This is a genomic window from Parasedimentitalea marina, assembly GCF_004006175.1.
GTDB classification, from domain to species: domain Bacteria; phylum Pseudomonadota; class Alphaproteobacteria; order Rhodobacterales; family Rhodobacteraceae; genus Parasedimentitalea; species Parasedimentitalea marina.
On the sequence record NZ_CP033219.1, the window covers coordinates 3,758,119 to 3,777,737 of the forward strand.

General features: G+C 56.5%; 19 protein-coding genes. 5 read left to right on the forward strand and 14 right to left on the reverse strand.

What is annotated here, in order from left to right; translation table 11 throughout:
* Positions 1-458: 458 nt before the first annotated feature.
* A complete protein-coding gene (locus tag EBB79_RS18050; protein WP_127750219.1) occupies positions 459-1,706 on the forward strand; it encodes a caspase family protein in 1,248 nt (415 codons plus the stop codon).
* An 80-nt stretch (positions 1,707-1,786) separates the two neighbouring features.
* On the opposite strand, the gene ppk2 is transcribed toward EBB79_RS18050, so the two are convergent.
* From ppk2 to EBB79_RS18065, 3 genes are all read right to left on the reverse strand, one after another.
* The gene (gene ppk2 / locus EBB79_RS18055) at positions 1,787-2,677 is read right to left on the reverse strand and encodes a polyphosphate kinase 2 (RefSeq protein WP_127751056.1); all 891 of its coding nucleotides are present in this window, start codon (positions 2,675-2,677) and stop codon (positions 1,787-1,789) included.
* Positions 2,678-2,882: 205 nt separating this feature from the next.
* Positions 2,883-4,469 (reverse strand): GMC family oxidoreductase, encoded by a 1,587-nt coding sequence (locus EBB79_RS18060; RefSeq protein WP_127750220.1) that lies wholly within the window; start codon positions 4,467-4,469, stop codon positions 2,883-2,885.
* A 100-nt stretch (positions 4,470-4,569) separates the two neighbouring features.
* A complete protein-coding gene (locus tag EBB79_RS18065; protein ID WP_127750221.1) occupies positions 4,570-5,028 on the reverse strand; it encodes an Lrp/AsnC family transcriptional regulator in 459 nt (152 codons plus the stop codon).
* 136 nt (positions 5,029-5,164) lie between these two features.
* Between EBB79_RS18065 and ald the strand changes: the two genes are divergently transcribed.
* Together ald and EBB79_RS18075 are read left to right on the forward strand one after the other, a co-directional pair.
* Positions 5,165-6,283, forward strand: a complete 1,119-nt coding sequence (ald, locus tag EBB79_RS18070; protein WP_127750222.1) for an alanine dehydrogenase — start codon at positions 5,165-5,167, stop codon at positions 6,281-6,283.
* A gap of 144 nt (positions 6,284-6,427) precedes the next feature.
* Positions 6,428-7,234, forward strand: coding sequence for a mechanosensitive ion channel family protein (locus EBB79_RS18075; protein WP_127750223.1), 807 nt, complete (start codon positions 6,428-6,430; stop codon positions 7,232-7,234).
* A 134-nt stretch (positions 7,235-7,368) separates the two neighbouring features.
* Here EBB79_RS18075 and EBB79_RS18080 read toward each other — a convergent pair whose 3' ends face one another.
* The 6 genes from EBB79_RS18080 to pheS form a co-directional block, all read right to left on the reverse strand.
* Positions 7,369-7,818: a hypothetical protein gene (locus EBB79_RS18080; RefSeq protein ID WP_127750224.1), complete on the reverse strand. Its 450-nt coding sequence runs from the start codon at positions 7,816-7,818 to the stop codon at positions 7,369-7,371.
* Positions 7,819-7,905: 87 nt separating this feature from the next.
* Positions 7,906-8,469, reverse strand: a complete 564-nt coding sequence (locus EBB79_RS18085; RefSeq protein ID WP_127750225.1) for a GNAT family N-acetyltransferase — start codon at positions 8,467-8,469, stop codon at positions 7,906-7,908.
* Entirely contained in the window at positions 8,466-8,915 is a 450-nt protein-coding gene (locus EBB79_RS18090; RefSeq protein WP_127750226.1) for a YtoQ family protein, read from the reverse strand. Before EBB79_RS18090 ends, EBB79_RS18085 begins: the two co-directional genes overlap by 4 nt.
* A gap of 306 nt (positions 8,916-9,221) precedes the next feature.
* A complete protein-coding gene (gene pheT, locus EBB79_RS18095) occupies positions 9,222-11,618 on the reverse strand; it encodes a phenylalanine--tRNA ligase subunit beta (RefSeq protein ID WP_127750227.1) in 2,397 nt (798 codons plus the stop codon).
* Positions 11,619-11,913: 295 nt separating this feature from the next.
* Positions 11,914-12,492 (reverse strand): hypothetical protein, encoded by a 579-nt coding sequence (locus EBB79_RS18100; RefSeq protein WP_127750228.1) that lies wholly within the window; start codon positions 12,490-12,492, stop codon positions 11,914-11,916.
* Positions 12,493-12,766: 274 nt separating this feature from the next.
* Positions 12,767-13,840, reverse strand: a complete 1,074-nt coding sequence (gene pheS / locus EBB79_RS18105; RefSeq protein WP_127750229.1) for a phenylalanine--tRNA ligase subunit alpha — start codon at positions 13,838-13,840, stop codon at positions 12,767-12,769.
* A gap of 189 nt (positions 13,841-14,029) precedes the next feature.
* Here pheS and EBB79_RS18110 point away from each other — a divergent pair, with 189 nt between their 5' ends.
* On the forward strand, positions 14,030-14,632 hold the full coding sequence (locus EBB79_RS18110; protein WP_127750230.1) for a pyridoxamine 5'-phosphate oxidase family protein: 603 nt from the start codon (positions 14,030-14,032) through the stop codon (positions 14,630-14,632).
* Between the two features lie 164 nt (positions 14,633-14,796).
* On the opposite strand, the gene EBB79_RS18115 is transcribed toward EBB79_RS18110, so the two are convergent.
* Positions 14,797-15,909 carry a Hint domain-containing protein gene (locus EBB79_RS18115; RefSeq protein WP_127750231.1) on the reverse strand — a complete coding sequence of 371 codons (1,113 nt, stop codon included), beginning with the start codon at positions 15,907-15,909 and terminating at the stop codon, positions 14,797-14,799.
* Between the two features lie 298 nt (positions 15,910-16,207).
* Between EBB79_RS18115 and EBB79_RS18120 the strand changes: the two genes are divergently transcribed.
* A complete protein-coding gene (locus EBB79_RS18120; protein WP_127750232.1) occupies positions 16,208-17,122 on the forward strand; it encodes an adenylate/guanylate cyclase domain-containing protein in 915 nt (304 codons plus the stop codon).
* Positions 17,123-17,212: 90 nt separating this feature from the next.
* On the opposite strand, the gene rplT is transcribed toward EBB79_RS18120, so the two are convergent.
* The 4 genes from rplT to pyk form a co-directional block, all read right to left on the reverse strand.
* Positions 17,213-17,578 carry a 50S ribosomal protein L20 gene (rplT, locus tag EBB79_RS18125; RefSeq protein WP_127750233.1) on the reverse strand — a complete coding sequence of 122 codons (366 nt, stop codon included), beginning with the start codon at positions 17,576-17,578 and terminating at the stop codon, positions 17,213-17,215.
* A gap of 14 nt (positions 17,579-17,592) precedes the next feature.
* A complete protein-coding gene (gene rpmI / locus EBB79_RS18130) occupies positions 17,593-17,793 on the reverse strand; it encodes a 50S ribosomal protein L35 (protein ID WP_127750234.1) in 201 nt (66 codons plus the stop codon).
* A gap of 115 nt (positions 17,794-17,908) precedes the next feature.
* A complete protein-coding gene (locus EBB79_RS18135; RefSeq protein ID WP_127750235.1) occupies positions 17,909-18,130 on the reverse strand; it encodes a hypothetical protein in 222 nt (73 codons plus the stop codon).
* A 31-nt stretch (positions 18,131-18,161) separates the two neighbouring features.
* Entirely contained in the window at positions 18,162-19,607 is a 1,446-nt protein-coding gene (pyk, locus tag EBB79_RS18140; RefSeq protein WP_127750236.1) for a pyruvate kinase, read from the reverse strand.
* Positions 19,608-19,619 lie beyond the last annotated feature (12 nt).

Below are 19,619 nucleotides of genomic sequence, written 5' to 3' on the forward strand. Positions count from 1 at the left end.
ATATTTCATTCTAACGTTCAGCCCGCATGATACTTTGCGCCCCAAATGACAATCGGCAGGTTTTTGTAAGTACACGCATTGGTTGTGTACAATCTTCTGAAATTCTACTATAGTGGATGCATAAGCAGGGCATGGCCTCCCCCGCCTACGACTGCTTGGGGTAGATGACACCTTTAGCTTGTCACCCCATTTCCCGAAGCGGACAAACAACCTATGTTTACTCCCCCCCCTCTTGGTTTTTTCATCAAGGTAACAACCGCTTCGGGAACCTTTTTCGATTCCGTAGAAACGCAATGCATTCAATTCATGTGCTGCTGCGTCGCACCTTAGACTCCACGAACCTGGCTATGGGCCCATACGCTTTCATCTGGCAAAGCGACTTGATTTGGGCATGATAGTGTCAGGTACCTATAAAGATTTCCAATTCCCGCCCCGACCGACAAAAGGAGACAAGAAGAATGCTTCACCGGCTCTTATTGATCCTCATGGGCCTGGTCTGGGCCAGTACCGCGCTGTCTGGCGACCGCATCGCTCTCGTCATTGGAAATTCCGAATATATCAACGAACAGATCAACGATCTGCCGAATTCAGCTCAAGATGCAAAAGACATTGCCCAAACATTGCGGTCCGTGGGATTCCGCGTGACGTCTGGAACTGACCTGACCAGAGCCGAGATTCTGATGCTGGTACAGCAGGTGCAAAAATCACTGAAACCAGAGGATGTTGCACTCTTCTATTTCGCCGGGCATGCAATCCAACTGGGGTCCGAGAATTTCCTGATCCCCGTGGATGCCTACGGGACGGACGAAGCCACGATCCGGCAGCGGTCGGTTAAACTTCAAACGGTACTCGCTGAAATGGAAAGCAGGGCTGACCGGAATATTGTCATCCTGGATGCCTGCCGCAACAATCCGTTCGACCTCCCAAATACTGGCCGAGCAATCGGGAGTGTCGCGCGGGGCTTGGCAAAGATTGATGCTGGGGTCGGCTCGTTCATTGCCTTTTCAACACAGCCGGGCAATGTCGCACTGGACGGCAGTGGCCGGAACAGCCCCTTTACAAAGGCCCTCCTAAGACACTTACCCGCACAGAGTGATGACCTACACGAGGTCATGCGAAAGGTGCGGCGCGACGTTGTTCAACAGACCAATGGCACGCAGGTTCCCTGGGAAAACTCATCTCTCATAGAACGGATCTATATCGCGGGCAGCGCCGCGCGCGTGGACATTCCGCAATCGATACCAACCCCCTTGCCACCGGTCGAAACGGATGGTTTCACCCATCAGGTTGCAGGACTGGACCCCAATGGTGACGGGTTTCTGGCCCTGCGAAGCGGCACCGCCGCCGCCGCAACACGCTTGATGAAAATGCCCGAGGGCACGCGTCTTAAGGTCTTGGGACAGGACGGCGTTTGGTTCAATGTCCGAACTCAAACAGGCGCACAGGGATGGGCCCACTCAAACTGGATCCGCTTCACTGGTGTCAGAAGCCCGCAACCCCAGGAAACCTGTAACAGTCTCTGGCTGCAGAGAAATGCCATTTTCGCCCGCAACGGCTATTGTTTTCAAAGCCCACGCGGGCGACAGGCCTTCTCGAACCAGGGTTGCAGGATTGGAGTAACCGCCGGTCAAATCCCCTTGTCCACGTCAGAACGCCAAGAGGTCCAGCGCCTGACGGCAAGAGAACGCACGTTACAATGTCGGTAGATCACGTCGCCGGGGCATCACTGACAAAACCACAGCTTTAACCGGTGTAGGCTGTGTTCCCCACGCACCTTTGCGACGTTTCAATAGACTTTCGGCACATATAACTCGTCCGGCAGAACCTGGCGTTCATACTCGGGATTATATTCCCGATCCGGCAGGCTGACCCTCTCGGTAGAGACATCAAGGTAAGGAATTTGCGACAAAAGGTGCTCGATACAATTCAATCGCTCGCGTTTTTTGTCGTTGCCTTCAACAACATACCACGGAGCTTCGGGAATGTTGGTCCGTGCCAGCATATCCTCTTTGGCTTCGGTATATTTCTCCCAGCGAACCCGGCTCTCCAGATCCATCGGTGACAGTTTCCACTGCTTCATCGGATCATGGATCCGCATCATAAACCGCAATTGCTGTTCTTCGTCGGTGATCGAAAACCAGTATTTCAGCACGATGGTGTTTGACCGTACCAGCATCCGTTCAAATTCAGGAACATCCTTAAAGAACGTTTCAACCTGATCCTCATCGGCAAACTCCATCACCCGCTCGACACCGGCCCTGTTGTACCACGAACGGTCAAACAGCACGATTTCACCGCCTGACGGCAGATAGGGCACATAACGTTGAAAATACCACTGGCTTTGCTCCCGGCGGCTGGGGGCAGGCAAGGCCACAACCCGCGCCACCCGAGGGTTCAGCCGTTGGGTGATCCGCTTGATCACACCGCCCTTGCCCGCAGCGTCCCGGCCTTCCATGATCACCAGCACTTTAGCGCCCGTTTCGACCACCCAGTCCTGAAGCTTGATCAATTCAGCCTGCAGCCGCAGCAGATTGCGAAAATACACCTGCCGGTCCAGCATCTCGGGGTGTTGGGCGCGATAGATCTTGCGCAACTCCATCGACAGCATTGGTTCAGCGGATTCGACCTCTATCCCCTCGTCCAGCATGTCCTGCAGTTCATCTTCCAGCCAGGCCATGGTTGTGCTGTCATCTTCGCGGGTCACAAGAGGCCTCCTATGGGCAATGTCAGCTGCCTTAATATCTGGCAGCACCGGCTGTAAGTTATTCGTCTAGGGAAACCGGAAAACGCCCAAGATTCAACCCGAAAGCATCCTTTCGCTGCTATTGATTCGGGATTTCATATAACCGCACCTCTCCTCAGCAGCTTTCCCTGCCCAACAGCTAGCGGGCGGCCCTCAGGATCATATCCGCCGCTTTTTCTGCAATCATGATCGTGGGCGCATTGGTGTTGCCACTGGTGATTGTCGGCATCACGCTGGCATCGACCACCCGCAGACCAGACACCCCACGCAACCGCAGCTCAGGATCAAGTGGGGCCGTGTCGTCCGGTCCCATATGCACCGTGCAGGTTGGGTGGAAAATAGTGGTGCCAACATCCCCTGCCGCCTTGACCAGATCCGCTTCGTCATCTGATACGATACCGGGCTTCATCTCTTCGGGCGCATAGCGCTGCATCGGACCTTGCCTGATGATCTGGCGCGCCTGCCGTATTGCCGCTACCGCCACCTGCTTGTCACCCTCGGTGGACAGATAATTGGGTGCAATCCGTGGCGCGACCGCCGCGTCGGGCGAGGTGATCTGCACCGTTCCCCGGCTTTCAGGCCGCAAGTTGCAGATACTGGCGGTCAGCCCCGGAAAATCATGCAGCGGCTTGCCAAAGGCCTCCAGCGTCAGGGGCTGCACGTGATACTCTAGGTCGGGCGTTTCCAGACCAGGCCGCGACCGGGAAAACGCCCCCAGCTGACTGGGTGCCATCGACATCGGCCCGGATCGTTTCACCGCATATTCCAGACCAATTTTGGCCTTGCCCCACATTGAATTCGCCAGCGTATTCAATGTTTTTGCCCCGGTCAGCCGCCAGGCGCAACGCAGTTGCAGGTGATCTTGCAGATTGCTGCCAATCGCCGGGATATCGCGCTGCACTGCAATGCCGTGCTGTTGCAACAGTTCAGCAGGTCCCAGCCCCGACAGTTGCAGAATCTGTGGCGAGTTGATTGCGCCTGCCGACAGGATCACTTCGCCTTTGGCGCGCGCGACCTTAACCTGGCCACCCTGTTCATACTCGACGCCAACCGCGCACCCGTCTTCGATCAAAACCCGCCGCGTATGCGCCTGCGTCTCAACCTTCAAGTTTTCTCCCGTGGTGGTGCGCAGGAATGCCTTGGCCGTGTTCATACGCCAGCCGCCGCGCTGATTGACCCGGAAATAGCCGACACCCTCATTATTGCCGGTGTTGAAATCCGTGACATGCGGCAAGCCCCAGGCCTGCGCCGCCTGCGACCAGTGATCCAGTACGTCCCAATGCAATCGCTGATTTTCGACCCGCCATTCACCGCCCGCCCCGTGCATTTCAGATGGGCCTTCGACGTAATCTTCGGATTTCTTGAAATAAGGCAGCACATCGTCCCAGCCCCAGCCCGGATTGCCGCGTTGACGCCAACCGTCATAATCCGCGGCCTGCCCGCGCAGATACAGCATCCCATTGATCGACGAGCAGCCCCCCAAAACCTTACCCCGAGGATAGATCAAGGACCGCCCGTTCAGCCCCGGCTCCTCAGCCGTGTGATACATCCAGTCAGTGCGCGGATTGCCGATGCAATACAGATAGCCCATCGGGATATGCACCCAGTGGTAATTATCCTTGCCACCGGCCTCTAGCAACAACACCCGGTGCCCGGCCTCACTCAGCCGTTTGGCCAAGACACAGCCTGCGCTACCTGCGCCTACGATAATATAATCCCAACCCATGCCGGTCCCCGCTCTTTTGCGGCATCTGAGCATATATGTTGAACAGATTACAGGGCGATATAGCCCCACAACACTGCGTAACGCGCGCCAGACTGCGCCGTCAGACTGGCAGTGCGGTCGTCTTGAAAACAGTTCTCAATGCAAACGAGCTTTGCATCTGCGCCACACCGGGCAACCGCGCCAGATGCTGCCGGTGAATACGGGCGAAATCATCGGTGTTCTCTGACACCACCTTCAGCAGGTAATCCGCCGTACCGGCCATCAAATGACACTCCAGCACATCCGGAATTCGCGCCACTGCCTTTTCAAACGCATCCAGCACCTCATCTGCCTGCCCGGACAGGGTGATTTCGACAAACACCGTGCTTGGCACCTGCATTTTGCGGGCATCCAACAGGGCCACGTAGTTGCGAATATAGCCGTCGCTCTCTAGACGTTGCACCCTACGGTGGCAGGCCGAAGCAGACAGGTTCACCAATTCGCTAAGGTCAGAATTGGAAATTCGTCCCTGTTTTTGCAACACCGTAAGGATGCGACGATCTATTTGATCTAGAGACATTTTGACGAAGATCCTTGCTGAGTTTATGCCTTATAGTCGAAGATTCTTCGAATCATAGGTTTTTATTTTGCTCAAAAAACAAGCAAACACCAGCTTTTCGCCTATATCCTCTCCTTAAAGTTTTGGAGGAAAAACTATGAAAATCGGCTGCCCCACAGAGATTAAACCACAGGAATTCCGCGTTGGCATGACGCCAGACGCCGCACGCGAAGCTGTCAATCAGGGCCATCAGGTATTGATCCAGCACGGGGCTGGCATGGGGTCGGGGTTTACAGACGAAGATTACACCAGTGCCGGCGCGCATATCATTGCCACCGCCAGTGAAATCTTTGCCACAGCCGACATGATCGTCAAGGTCAAGGAACCCCAGGCCGGTGAACGCAAGATGCTGCGCGAGGGCCAGTTGCTGTTCACATACCTGCACCTGGCACCGGACCCCGAGCAGACCCACGATCTGCTGGAATCGGGCTGCACCGCCATTGCATATGAAACCGTCACCGATGATCGCGGTGGCTTGCCGCTGCTGTCGCCGATGTCCGAAGTTGCGGGCCGCTTGGCGCCGCAGGTTGGTGCCTGGACGTTGCAAAAGGCCAACGGCGGTCGCGGTGTCCTGATGGGTGGCGTACCCGGCGTTGCACCGGCCCGTGTGGTGGTTATCGGCGGCGGCGTTGTCGGCACTCATGCGGCCAAGGTCGCGGCAGGCATGGGCGCGGATGTGACCGTGCTGGATCGCTCGCTCAACCGCCTGAAATATCTGGACGATGTGTTCGGTCGTGACTTTAAGAACCAGTATTCCACCGCTGGTGCCACCCTGGATCTGGTGCGTCAGGCCGACTTGGTTATTGGGGCCGTGCTGATCCCCGGCGCCGCCGCGCCAAAACTGATCACCCGCGCGCAACTGTCCGAGATGAAGCCCGGTGCAGCCATCGTTGACGTTGCCATTGACCAGGGCGGCTGCTTTGAGACATCGAAGGCCACCACCCATGGTGATCCGATCTACGACGTGGATGGCATCATGCACTACTGTGTCGCCAACATGCCCGGCGCCGTAGCCCGCACCTCGACCATCGCATTGGGCAATGCTACGATGCCCTTCATGCTGGCGCTGGCCAGCAAGGGCTGGCGTCAGGCCTGCATAGATGATCCGCACCTGCTGAACGGGTTGAATGTCCACGCCGGCCAGTTGACCTATTACGCTGTGGGCAAGGCCTTGGGAATGGACGTTGTTTCACCCAGCGTTGCGGTCAAACAGTAAAAAGAACCCGGTCCGGGCCCGCGTCATTGATGGGTCCGGATCGCCTTGCGCAAGTAAGAAAAACTGATCTTTTCCAAGAAAAGTCTGCACTTTGCGGGCATTTTTGCGTTAGAACGCCTCAAATTGGAAAATGGAGAGAATTTGATGGAACAAATTGTTGAACAGGGATTTGCCTATTGGCCAGTGGCCCTGAACGGCATCAAGGCCCTGGCGGTTTTGGTACTTGGTTGGATAGCTGCTGGCATGGTCGGCCGGACAATTCGCAAACGCGTCAATGCCACCCCGGAAATTGATCCTACACTGGGGAATTTTGTCGCCAGCATAATCCGCTGGGCCCTGATCCTTGTTGTTCTGGTCGCGGTTTTGGGCATCTTCGGGATCCAGGCCACCAGCCTGGTCGCCATGATGGGCGCCGCCACGCTGGCCATTGGTCTGGCACTTCAGGGCACGCTCAGCGATTTGGCTGCCGGATTTATGCTTGTGTTGTTCCGCCCCTACAAACTGGGCCAATACGTTGACATTGGCGGCACCTCTGGCACGGTCAAAGATCTGAACCTGTTCATCACCGAGCTTGTCACCCCCGACAATGTTCAGATCATCGTGCCCAACGGTCAGGCCTGGGGCGCAGTGATCACCAACTTCTCGCACCACGAGACCCGCCGCGTCGATCTGGTATTTGGTATCGACTATGGGGATGATGCCAACAAAGCCAAGGACATCATTTTGCAACTGGCCAACGCCGACACCCGCGTTTTGAAAGATCCCGAGCCTTGGGTTCGGGTGACCAACTTGGGCGACAGTTCGGTCGATCTGACAACACGGATCTGGTGCAACGCCGCGGATTACTGGGAGCTGAAATTTGCTATGACCCAAGCGGTTAAAGAAGCCTTTGACACCAATGGCATTTCAATTCCCTATCCGCACCAGGTGGAAATCAAACGCGAGGCATAACCAACCCTCTCGAAATAAATCCGGTGCCCTGCCATTGGCGGGGCGCCATACTTTTTGGGCAATCCACCAGCAAAAAGGTAGAGCATCAAGCTATGGCCATTTCAGCGGCCCCGATTGCTCCGCTACTGTTGGTATTATTGGACAGGAAGCTCGCCGAACTCTACCTGAGTTCCGGTCTCGTCCGTAAAGGACCATTGTGCCACCAGAAACTGGTAGCTCCGGGTTTCCCAACCAGACATATCGCGCAGGAAATGTGGTCGCCACGATCCCTCAACACGGACCGGAAACCGGATGCTGTCGATATTGATCTGTGTTTGATTTCTCCGCGCCATACGGACAGACGTCGAGAAGACCCGCTCCAAACACAATTCAAGCGGCGCAGTTTCCGTCGCCCGGCGACCCGCAAAAATGACATCAACTTGGGTTTCACTCTGGAAAAAACCCTTAATCACCAAATCACCACGACTGGAACGGGCTTTATGTGGCACCAGTTCCATATCAAACTGCACAACACCTTTTTTGTATAGACCAGTGTCTTCTTTGGCTGGGGTAATTGCAGAAACTGGGGCGCGGCGGTTTTGCATAATGAATACGGCTCTGTGTTTGGTGAAACCTGTGTCACTGGATGTGGCACAGATATTAGTACAGAGCTCAGAATATCCGTATCCCAGTTAACGAACGGTTGCCCCCGGCGTAAAAACAGGATCAACAATTCCCCCAGGACGCCGCATTACCAACGTTGGCTGCTCCATAAACAACGCCTCTCCGCTGACTTTGTACCCTACCTTGGTGGCAACACGCTGTGAAACGGTGTGCTTTGGATCAAATATGCAAACTGTTTCACGCCAGTCTGTCTCTTCATCTGCCCATTGGTGCATGCGCTGCACCGCCTCGCTGGCATATCCCTGCCCATGTGCGGCGGACGACAATACCCAACCGGCCTCGGGCACGCCACCCAGGCTAGGCGTGATATCACGTTGGTAATCCGCAAATCCCACCTCGCCCAGAAACTGGCCATCCCCGCGCGACTCGACCACCCAATAGCCAAATCCCAAAGCCTGCCAATGGCCAATATAACGCAGCAAACGTCCCCAGGAATCAGAGCGTGACGATGGCGTTCCCGAGATGTGGCGTACCACCTCAGGGTCCGCCCACATCGCGGTCACGTCGTCAAAATCCTGCACCCGGTGCGGGCGCAGGATCAAACGGTCTGTTTTCAGAACCGGAGGGATCATCCCGGCAGATCGCCGTTCAGAACATAACGCAGTATTTCAACCACCTGCGACGGCTCCTCGGCCACAGCCAAGGCGGCGGCATCGACTTCTTTCAGCGGATGCTGATGCTCGGGGCCGTGCAACACGATCAACGACTTGCCAAGCGCCGCCGCAAAGCCGGCATCAAAAGCGGCGTTCCACTGCTTATACTTGTCACCAAAACGCACCACCACGACATCTGCATCCGTAATGCCCTTACGGGTGCGGATTGCATTCACCATCGCGCCCTTGTGGTCATGCCAGTATTTATCGCTCTCGGCGCCCAGAATGCGCACGCCGCAATCGTCACTGGATTCGTGATGGGTTATCGGGCTGTTGAACGACACATCCAAAGACGCAGCGCCCTGCGTGATCTGTTCGCGCCAGTCGGTGTGGATCTCTCCCGAAAGATAAACCTTCAAAGTCATTTGTTTAACCCTTTATTTTATCAGGCTGGTCGGCCGCTGCTCGCAGGACCGTATCCTTGCTGTCGGCACCCGGCCGGAAATCTGTGAACTGCGCGCCACCTGAACAACGTGGGATCAAGTGACGCAACAGATCACAGTATCCACCAGCCCGGACAATTCGTCCACCACGTCCGGTCACGTAACAGATACCGGATTTGGTAGATAATCAGGTTGGTCGTTCGGGGTCTGGGGGCTTTGATTCAGCGTACCAAAAGAAAAACGCGCCCCAAACAGGAGCGCGTTTTCAGAATATTACTGTGTCGCCAATCAACCGCGCAGCGTGCCGCCGGTAGCTTTGGTCACCTTGGCAACGATCTTATCGCTGACCGCCTCGATGTCCTTTTCCTTCAGCGTTTTATCCATCGGCTGCAGGCGCACGGTAATGGCCAGGGATTTCTTACCCTCCCCCAGCGAACCACCAATGAATTCGTCAAAGATGCGCACATCCGCGATCAGCGCCTTGTCAGCACCGCTTGCCGCGTTGACCAGCGCCAGCGCTTCGACGCTGTCATCCACCACAAAGGCAAAGTCACGCTCGACCGCCTGCAAGTCGCTCTGCTTCAACGCACCACGTGAAGCACCGGATTTGCGCGGCATCGGAATCTCGTCGGGCCAGATGGAGAACGCCATCGCAGCGCCCTTGATGCCCATCTCTGACAGCACTTTTGGATGCAACTCGCCAAAGACACCCATGACCTTTTTCGGTCCCAGACAGATCTTGCCGTGACGCCCCGGATGCCACCAGCCCTGCGCGCCGCGCAGAACCTGCACCTTGGCAGGCGCGCCGATCGCAGCCAGCACCGCCTCGATATCAGCTTTGGCGTCGAACACATCCACAGACCGCGATGCGCCGTGCACGTCCTTGGGACCATTGCGCCCCACCAGCAGACCGGTAATCAGATTGTGCTGCTCACCCGGCTCTCCGCCGTGGAACGCAGGACCAACCTCGAACAAGGCCAGGTCCATATAGCCACGCGCCTGATTGCGCGCCGCCGCCTGCAACAGACCCGGCAGCAGCGCCGGGCGCAAGTGCGACATCTCGGATGAGATTGGATTGGCCAGCATGGTGGCATCGGTGCCACCGCCAAACAGCGCCGCCGACGGTTGGTCAATAAAGGTGTAGCTAACGACCTCGTTATAGCCCAGCGCAGCACAGGTCCGGCGCGCCATCTGCTGGCGACGCTGCTGCGGCGTCATCACCGGCTTGGGAATACCGTCGGTCAGCCGCTTCAACGGCTTGCCCTGCAATTTGGTCAGCGAGGCAATTCGGGCGACTTCTTCGACCAGATCCGCCTCTCCCTGAACGTCGGGACGCCAGCTGGGGACATGGGCCTGATTGCCTTCAAGGCGAAAGCCCAGATGGGTCAATGTCTGGCGTTGCTCGGCCTCGGGGATATCCATCCCGACCAGCGACTGAACCCGTGCGGCGTCCAGCTTATAGGCACGAGCATGGTTCGGCACCTGCCCGGCAATCACCACCTCCGAAGCCTCACCACCGCAGAGATCCAGGATCATCTGTGTCGCCAGTTCCAGCCCCTCGAGGGTGAATTCAGGGTCGACGCCACGCTCAAACCGATAGCGCGCATCCGAGTTGATCTTCAGCGCCCGCCCGGCTAGGGCAATCTGGATATGATCCCAGAACGCGCTTTCCAGGAACACATCAACGGTGTCCTCGGTACAGCCGGTGTCCAGGCCCCCCATGATACCGGCGATGCTTTCGGGACCTTTGTCATCAGAAATCACCATCTGACCAGGGACCAGCGTGTATTCCTTGTCGTCCAGCGCCATCAGCACTTCGCCACCCTTGGCGCGGTGCACCCGCAGGTCACCCTGCACCTTGGCTGCGTCAAACACATGCAGCGGACGGTTCTGGTCGTAGGTAAAGAAGTTGGTGATATCCACCAGCTTGGAAATCGGACGCAACCCAATTGCAGTCAGACGATCCTGCAGCCATTGCGGGCTGGGGCCATTCTGCACACCTTTGATCAACCGACCAGTGAACAGCGGACAACCGTCCAGCGTATCTTCGTCGATTCCCACATTGATCGGGCTGGCAAAGCTGCCCTCGACCGGAGTGAAATCCTGTGTCTTCAGCTTTCCCAAACCACGGGCGGCCAAATCACGGGCGATACCGTAAACGCCCAGCGCATCCGGGCGGTTCGGCGTAATCGCGATCTCGATCACCGTATCCACCTTGGAGGGGTCATTTTTGGCCAGCCAGTCGATGAACTTGTCACCCACTTCGCCCGAGGGCAGCTCGATGATGCCGTCGTGCTCTTCCGACAGCTCCAGCTCACGCTCGGACGCCATCATGCCATAGCTTTCGACACCACGGATTTTACCAACGCCGATGGTGATATCCAGACCCGGAATATACATGCCCGGCTTGCAGACCACCACGGTAATGCCTTCACGGGCATTGGGCGCGCCACAGATGATCTGCATCTCGCCCTCATCGGTATCGACCTTACAGACCCGCAGCTTGTCAGCATCGGGATGTTTCTCGGCGTGTTTGACATAGCCCAGGGTGAAATCCTTGAGCCGTTCGCCTGGGTTGCTGATCTCTTCGACTTCCAGACCCAGATCGGTCAGAGTCTCGGCGATTTCGTCCACTGATGCGTCAGTGTCGAGGTGATCTTTCAGCCAGGAAAGAGTGAATTTCATCGGTCAAGGATCCCTTGGCAAGCCATACGTGTTACCCGCAGGCAATGGCAAAGATTGGCCCGGGGTGCAAGACTTGGTCGCGGTACGGGGCAAGGATAGCGGGGAGTGCGGCTTAAAAGCTCATCCAACTAACGATAAGGGCAGCGCCTGACCCTGGGTGGGTGCAAAGCGCCCTCTCGTTGGGAGTGAGATCCGTCTTGGAAATGATCCGGGGGGTCATTTCAGGTTCGAACAGGCGGAGCCTTATTCGGGCGCTGCCCGGTCTGGCGACCGGGCATACTACTATGACTTAGTGTTACAAGGCGGCCGCACAAAACTGCTCTATCAACGGATACGCGAATGCTGCAAAAAAAGTTACTACGCTTACCGCAAAAGACTTTGAGGCCCAAACATGCCACTTTTGCAGTTTCCCCAATTCATTTTCTATGTATGAACACCAGTCCTCCTCTGATTTATCAATCAGCTCACCCGAGGACACTATTTTCAGTTGAGACATGGACAGTGAATATAGCCCGACACTTAATACAAGGCAGGACAATCCAAATTGAATAAAGCCCGGCGAAATGGAAAAGAAACTCAAACCATTGGTTTCCGGCTTGTCCGCAAGATTTGAAATTAGGCTCAATGCGCCCAAGCCGCCACCAAGCAGAGAAATCAAGGAAGCATTTCTTGCTGACCGTTTTTGAAGTCCGTTTACCAAATGTAAGAGACGATCAACCCGGTTTTTACGCCATGGGCGCTGTTGAACATCATCCTGTCCACAGAGTGGACAAAAAGGAGTATAGTCGTCCGCCCCGTCGCAAAATCCGCCGTGTAAGTCGCAAAAATAGCGACCCCTGCAATAATCGGGATAACCATGATCATGGACCGTCATTCACTAAACTCCTCAAATCAAATACATTTCTGAAGAGAGCGGTACATCGAATGCAGAGTAGACGCAATCGCACCTAATGCTGAGGGCCGCGCCTGACCTTGGGGAGGTGCAAAGCGCCTTCTCCGTTTTGCCGGAGGCAAACCTCTGGTTTGACGGGAAGGTCAGGCGCAGCCCGGTGTGCCACCGGGCGAAACAGAACCAGTAACATGAAACGCAAAACGCCCGCCTTTTACAGACGGGCGCGAGGCGGGGCTGATGCCCAAAAACGTATGAGTTAGCGGCTCAAACCACCGTGCAAACTAGGCATGTCCAGACACTGGAAGCCGTAGTGGCGCAGCCAGCGCAGGTCGCTGTCAAAGAACGCACGCAGATCGGGGATACCGTATTTCAGCATCGCCAGACGGTCGATGCCGATGCCGAACGCAAAGCCCTGATAGACATCCGGGTCGATACCACCGGCGGCGATCACCTTGGGGTGCACCATGCCGGAGCCCAGGATCTCCATCCAGTCGTCGCCTTCGCCGATTTTCAGCGTGCCGTCTTTCCAGCTGCAGCGAATATCCACCTCTGCCGATGGCTCGGTGAAGGGGAAATGCGACGCGCGGAAGCGCAGCTCGACGTCGTCGACCTCAAAGAACGACTTCACAAATTCCTCAAGCGTCCATTTCAGGTTCGCCATCGAAATGTCGGTGTCCAGCGCCAGACCTTCGACCTGGTGGAACATCGGCGTGTGGGTCTGGTCATAGTCGGCGCGATACACGCCACCCGGACAGATGATACGCAGCGGCGCGCCCATCTTCTCCATCGAGCGGATCTGTACGGGGCTGGTATGGGTCCGCAGCACGTGCGGTGGGCGGTCGTCACCCTCGGCACGGTGCATATAAAACGTGTCCATTTCGGCCCGTGCGGGGTGGTGGCCGGGGATGTTCAGCGCGTCAAAATTATACCAGTCGGTATCAATGCGCGGCCCTTCGGCAACGGAAAAACCCAGCTCGGCAAAGATCGCCGTCAGCTCTTCCTGGGCCTGACTAACCGGGTGCAACGTGCCCACGCGACGGGCGCGGGTTGGCAGGGTGACATCCAGCCACTCGGTGCGCAGACGTTCGTCCAGCGCGGCATCGGCCAGACCTGCTTTTTTGGCTGCCAGCGCCGAGTTGATCTCGTTCTTCAGCGCGTTCAGCGCCGGACCGGCCACTTGGCGCTCCTCGGGCGTCATCTTGCCCAGCTCACGCATCTTCAGCGCCACTTCGCCCTTTTTGCCCACGGCAGCGACCCGAATGGTCTCTAGCGCGTTCTCATCGGCGGCATCGGCAATTTGGCTTAGATATTTTGACTTAAGATCGTCCATGACGGTCCCCTGAATTTCGCTTAGGCCCTGCTATCACAGCCGCCGGTGAAAGCAAGTATCCCGGAACGCTCTGTCTGGCACTGTGCCCGATATGCGCCCCCTGAGTGGTCAAGCGGCTTGCCCTTGCTGAGAAACACGGTCAGGTTGCGCCTATATGAACAGCCGACGATGCAGGCAGGAGGGCCATTCATGACGCCGATCACAGATATCGAAACTTTGGAAACCCATTACAACGCCGCGGTTCCAGCCTCATTGACCAAGGTGGTACAGACAATGACGCCGCTGTATCGCCAATGGATCAGCGCCTCACGATTTACAGTCCTGTCTACAGTCGGCCCTGAAGGCACCGATGCCAGCCCGCGCGGTGACGATGGCCCGGTGGTCCATATCGCCGATGACCACACCCTGTGGCTGCCTGACTGGCGCGGTAATAACCGCATCGACTGCCTGCGCAACATCGTGCGCGACAACCGGGTCAGCCTGATGTTTCTGGTGCCCGGCTGTAACAATGTGGTGCGTATCAATGGCACCGCCATCCTTACAGCAGATCAACCCTGCCGCGCCCATTTTGAACGCAATAATATTCTGCCTGCCACTGTCACCGTGATCACCATCACTGAAATGTATTTCCAGTGCGCCAAGGCGATCTTGCGGTCCAAACTGTGGAATGGCGAAGACGAAAGCGATCAGGTGCCATCGGCCGGACAGTTCATCAAGGAACAAAAATCCGATTTTGAGGCTGCGGCCTATGACAGTGGCTATGCAGAATACGCCAAACCCCGCATGTGGTAGAATTGGGAAGTAGCAGTCATGCGTATTCCCCTTCGCAAAAAAGCATTCGTGAAAAGGCTTTATGTGCATATCGACAAGGCCAGCGCGCCCAATATGCGATTTTTTCATAACTTCAGATGACCGGTCCAGTCCACCGTGGCGGTGGATCATTATCAGCGGCTAACTTACGCAACGAACGCTTCAAAAGTATCCGGCCCGGCCTGCTGCACCGGGACAACCCTGTCTTGGCCACAGGCAGGTGTCTGGGCTTGGCCGAACTTGACCAGTTGCTCGACCCCGGCCCTGCGCAACACGGGCGCTGCATGAGGCCCATAACCCTGCCCAGGGTTCGTGGCCAAGGTGGGCACCAGTGTTGTAATCTTCGCCTGCACCGACGCGGGGAAGCCACGCAGAATATACAGCCCGGGATAGAAACTCTCAACCGGCAGGCCCTCGGCAAATATCACGCGGTGACGGGCTAACATCAACGTATGATAGGTAATCTGTGCCTTGCCTTTCATTCGGCGCACACCGCCCATAGGCAATAGCCCCTTAGCCATGCCTAATACTTCGGCTACATCATATTGCTGTTCAACACCGTGGCCACCCAGCAAAATACGGTGCTGCGGAGAAACGACCAAGTCCCGCTCGGGCAGGCCCTGCCCCAGTGCCCCACATTTGATTTCAATAGGCCCATGATGAAGCGTCTTGGGACCAAGCCGGAGGGTGCGGCTGGTAACCCACAAGATCGGCTCGGGCGGCCCGCCTCGTACGCACACCTTGTCACCGGGCATCAAGGTCTCAACGGCGCGCGGGCCCATTTTGGTTTCAATGAGCGTACCCGGCGCAAAACACGGGGGGGTAAACACACCTTCGTCGCGCGCCTCGGTTATGAAATTGGTACCATCATAGGATTTGACAGAAAGCGTTCCATCATTGTTGATCGAAGGCACCGGATCACTCGTCAAACCTGCCGCCGGTCCTTCGGTTGCAAGTGTTGCCCCTCCTTCAAGCCCTATGAACTGCGTGACAACACCGTCATCGACCAACGCAACCGAATCCGTTTTGTAAACTCCGCCGCTGCCAGGCATGTCCACGTCAGTAAGCACGTAAACATCATAGCCATTCATCGTAGCAACAGGGACGCCGAGAGAGGCCTGCCCTTCTACGGTGCCGAACTCATTGTACACGACCACCTGGATATTTGACACATCGGTGCCTGCCGCTACAACAATTTCGACAAAATCGTCGGCAGCAGCAGCCAAGTACCTGACCTCGGACAGAAAAACATCCATCATTGTCCGACCTGCCCTGACTGCGGCGCAACAAGACTACCCGCCCGTTCGGTCAGTTGGACATTTGGCCAAGTCTGTGGAGCGCGAGCCCAGAAATCATTCGTCATTTTACACCGATTGTATCGTCGTGTTATCCCACAGGCCCGGTCTTTCTTGACCCTTAAAAACGTATAGTATTATCGTAATAATTGCACAAAACCCTGAATCACTGATTACCATTAACTATGACCGTTCTTGGTTCCAGCCTTCCCCGGACCGCTCATTCTTGCGGACCGCATAGCAGCGAGTAAAATGTCATATCATGTCTAAGAAAGTCACGCGTAAGCTCACGACTATTCTGGCCGCCGATGCTGCGGGCTTTAGCCGGGCAATGGACGCCGACGAAGAGGGCACATATGCGGCCTTGCACGCTGCCCGTGATGTCTTTGGCAAGTTGATCACCCGCCATGGGGGCCGCATTGCAAACACCGCCGGCGACGGGTTGATCGCCGACTTCCCCTCAACCGTCGAAGCCGCCCAATGCGCGATTGAGGTACAAAATGAGCTCGGCTCTCAAGAGAGCGAGTTGAAGTTTCGGATTGGCGTGCATTTGGGGGACGTGATCGTCGATGGAGAGGACCTGATCGGCGAGGGCGTGAACCTTGCCGCCAGATTGCAAAGCATGGCAGAACCCGGTGGCGTTTTGATCTCGCAGCAGGTCTACGATCAGGTGCACAGCAAACTGACAATCGGATTTGAGTATCTCGGCGAGAAACGTCCCCGTGATTTACCGGATGACATCCCGATTTACCGCATCTCAATGTCCAGATCAGGCTCTGCGGGTCGCGTTTATCCCGAACCACTTTCACGGTTCTTCAAACCAACGTCTCAGAAACCCGCTAACAGCCCTACCCCGCCCCAGCCAACCTATCCACGCAGTGTGATGCTTGCCGCCCTGATAAGCGGCGCGCTTGTCCTTGTTAATCTGGTCAGCGGCGGTGGCATCTGGGCGCATTGGCCGATTCTGGCGGCCGCATCAATCGCTGCCTTTAGCATGGCCGACAATGTGATCCCACGCCAGATCAGCGCCCTTGTACCCGCGCGCGCAGTGGTGACTATTGCCGCCCTCACATTGGTGAATATCTTTAGCTGGAGTGGTTATCTGTGGGTGCTGTGGCCGGCCGGTGCCTTGCTCATCGTCGCAGTGACGCGCAAAATTCTGTCGCAACCCGAATAACCGAGGCGTCGTTTATCGCCTCACCGCCGCAAAACGAAAAAGGCCGCCCCAGATGGAGCGGCCTTAAATCTGTCAGTGTGCAGCGGTCGCTTAAGCGGCCAGAGCAGACTGTGCCTGGCGCACGATGGCACCAAATGCTTCGGGCTCGTGTACGGCCAGATCAGCCAGAACCTTACGGTCAACTTCGATACCGGCCAGGTTCAGACCGTTGATGAAACGGCTGTATGTCAGGGCTTCGTCGTGGCTGCGAACAGCAGCGTTGATACGCTGGATCCACAGAGCGCGGAAATTCCGCTTACGATTCTTCCGGTCGCGAGTCGCGTACTGGTTGGCCTTGTCGACAGCCTGCGTAGCTACCTTGAAGACACTTTTACGACGGCCGTAGTAACCTTTGGCTGCCTTGACGATTTTGCGGTGACGGGCGTGGGTTTTAACACCACCTTTTACGCGGGACATATTACGTGCTCCTCTTAACGGTCGTAGGGCATGAAGCCCTTGATGATTTTCGCATCGGGGGCTGAGAGAGCGGTTGTGCCGCGCGCATTACGGATGAATTTCTTGGTGCGTTTGATCATGCCGTGCTGTTTACCAGCCTGGCTTGCGATCACTTTACCGGTCGCACTGACCTTAAAGCGCTTCTTAGCGCTCGATTTTGTCTTCATTTTGGGCATTTCCGGCTCCTATGGTTCGGGTTCGGTTTTCACACAACACGGCATGCCACTTCCGGCCGGTCGCGCGATAAGAACTGCCCTTTACGAAAGCACAGCCCTAAGGGCAAGATGATTCTTATAAATAACGTCCCAGAACCGAGAAAAACACATCCGGGATCTGATTCATCTGATAGCCACCGGGTTTGGCGGTCATCGCATAGAGCAACAACCCAAAGGCAATCAGGATGGTCAGCGCCGAAGCCCGAGGCGGTCTTCGGTCGCTCATCGCGGATAATAACGACGGGATAGAAAACCCGCCGATCACCAAGCCGAGTATCAGGGCTAAATCAGTATCCATAATGGTTCACCTCATCAACATGAGGCTCAGCTTATTCCGGGTCGGTGCTATAAATCAAACGTTCATCGCAGGGGGCAACCCGCAGAATGTTCGTTGTACCGGGTACGTTGAATGGCACACCAGCCGTGATAACAATCTGATCCGTTTCCACCGCAAAACCACCGGCCCGTGCGGCCCGTGCGGCATTGACGACAGCGCCTTTGAACCGGTCAACTTCGGGTGTCATTACGCAGTTGCAGCCCCAGCTCAGCGCCAGACGGCGGGCTGTCCCCGGAACCGTGGTCATCGCCAGGATTGGCACACCTGGGCGTTCGCGCGCGGTCAACAGCGCCGTGGTGCCGCTCTGGGTGAAACAACAGATCGCCTTGATATCGGTCTTTTCGGCAATCTCGCGGGCCGCAGCGACAATACCGTCGGCAATCGTGTGACCCTTGGCCTTGCGCGAGGCCGCGATGATCTCGGCGTAGGTCGGATCCGCCTCTACTTCGACGGCAACATCGTTCATCGTTTGCACAGCTTCGTTTGGATAATCGCCAGCGGCAGATTCCGCGCTGAGCATGACCGCATCGGCCCCTTCATAGATCGCTGTCGCCACATCCGAAACCTCGGCACGGGTGGGCATCGGGCTTTCAATCATGCTTTCCAGCATCTGAGTGGCCACGATCACCGGCTTGGCGGCTGCACGGCATTTACGCACCAAACGCTTCTGGATCGGCGGCACTGCAGACACCGGCAGCTCCACTCCCAGATCACCGCGGGCAACCATGATACCATCCGAGGCATCCAAGATCTCGGCAAATTTCTCAACGGCCGAAGGCTTTTCAATCTTGCTAAGGATCGCCGCACGGCCATTGGCCAGCGCGCGGGCTTCGAACACATCCTTGGCACGCTGCACAAAGGACAGTGCCAGCCAGTCCACGCCCAGGTTACAGACGAATTCCAGATCCTTTAGATCCTTTTCAGACAGTGCTGCCAGTGGCAGTTCAACATCCGGAACATTCACGCCTTTGCGGTTTGAAATCGTGCCGCCGATCTCAACCGTACACTCGGCGAAATCATCGCCACAGGCGTCAACAACCAAACGGATCTTACCATCATTGACCAACAGGTGCGCGCCAACTTCGAGGGCTTGGAAAATCTCGGGGTGAGGCAGGCAAACCCGGTCCACATCCCCTTCGGCTTTATCCAGATCCATGCGGAACTTGGCGCCAATTTCCAGCTCTTCCGAGCCATTGGCAAAGACGCCAACGCGCAGCTTTGGACCTTGCAGATCCGCCAGAATGCAAATTGGGCTGTCCAGTTCTTTCTCAACCCGCCGGATAATGCCATGCTTCACAGCAATCTCTTCGTGACTGCCGTGTGACATATTCAGACGGAACACATCAGCCCCTGCTTCGTGCAGTGCCTTGATGGTCTCGTAGGTCTCCGATGCGGGCCCCAGGGTGGCTACAATCTTTACATTGCGCTGGCGTCTCATAGGGGCGGCTCC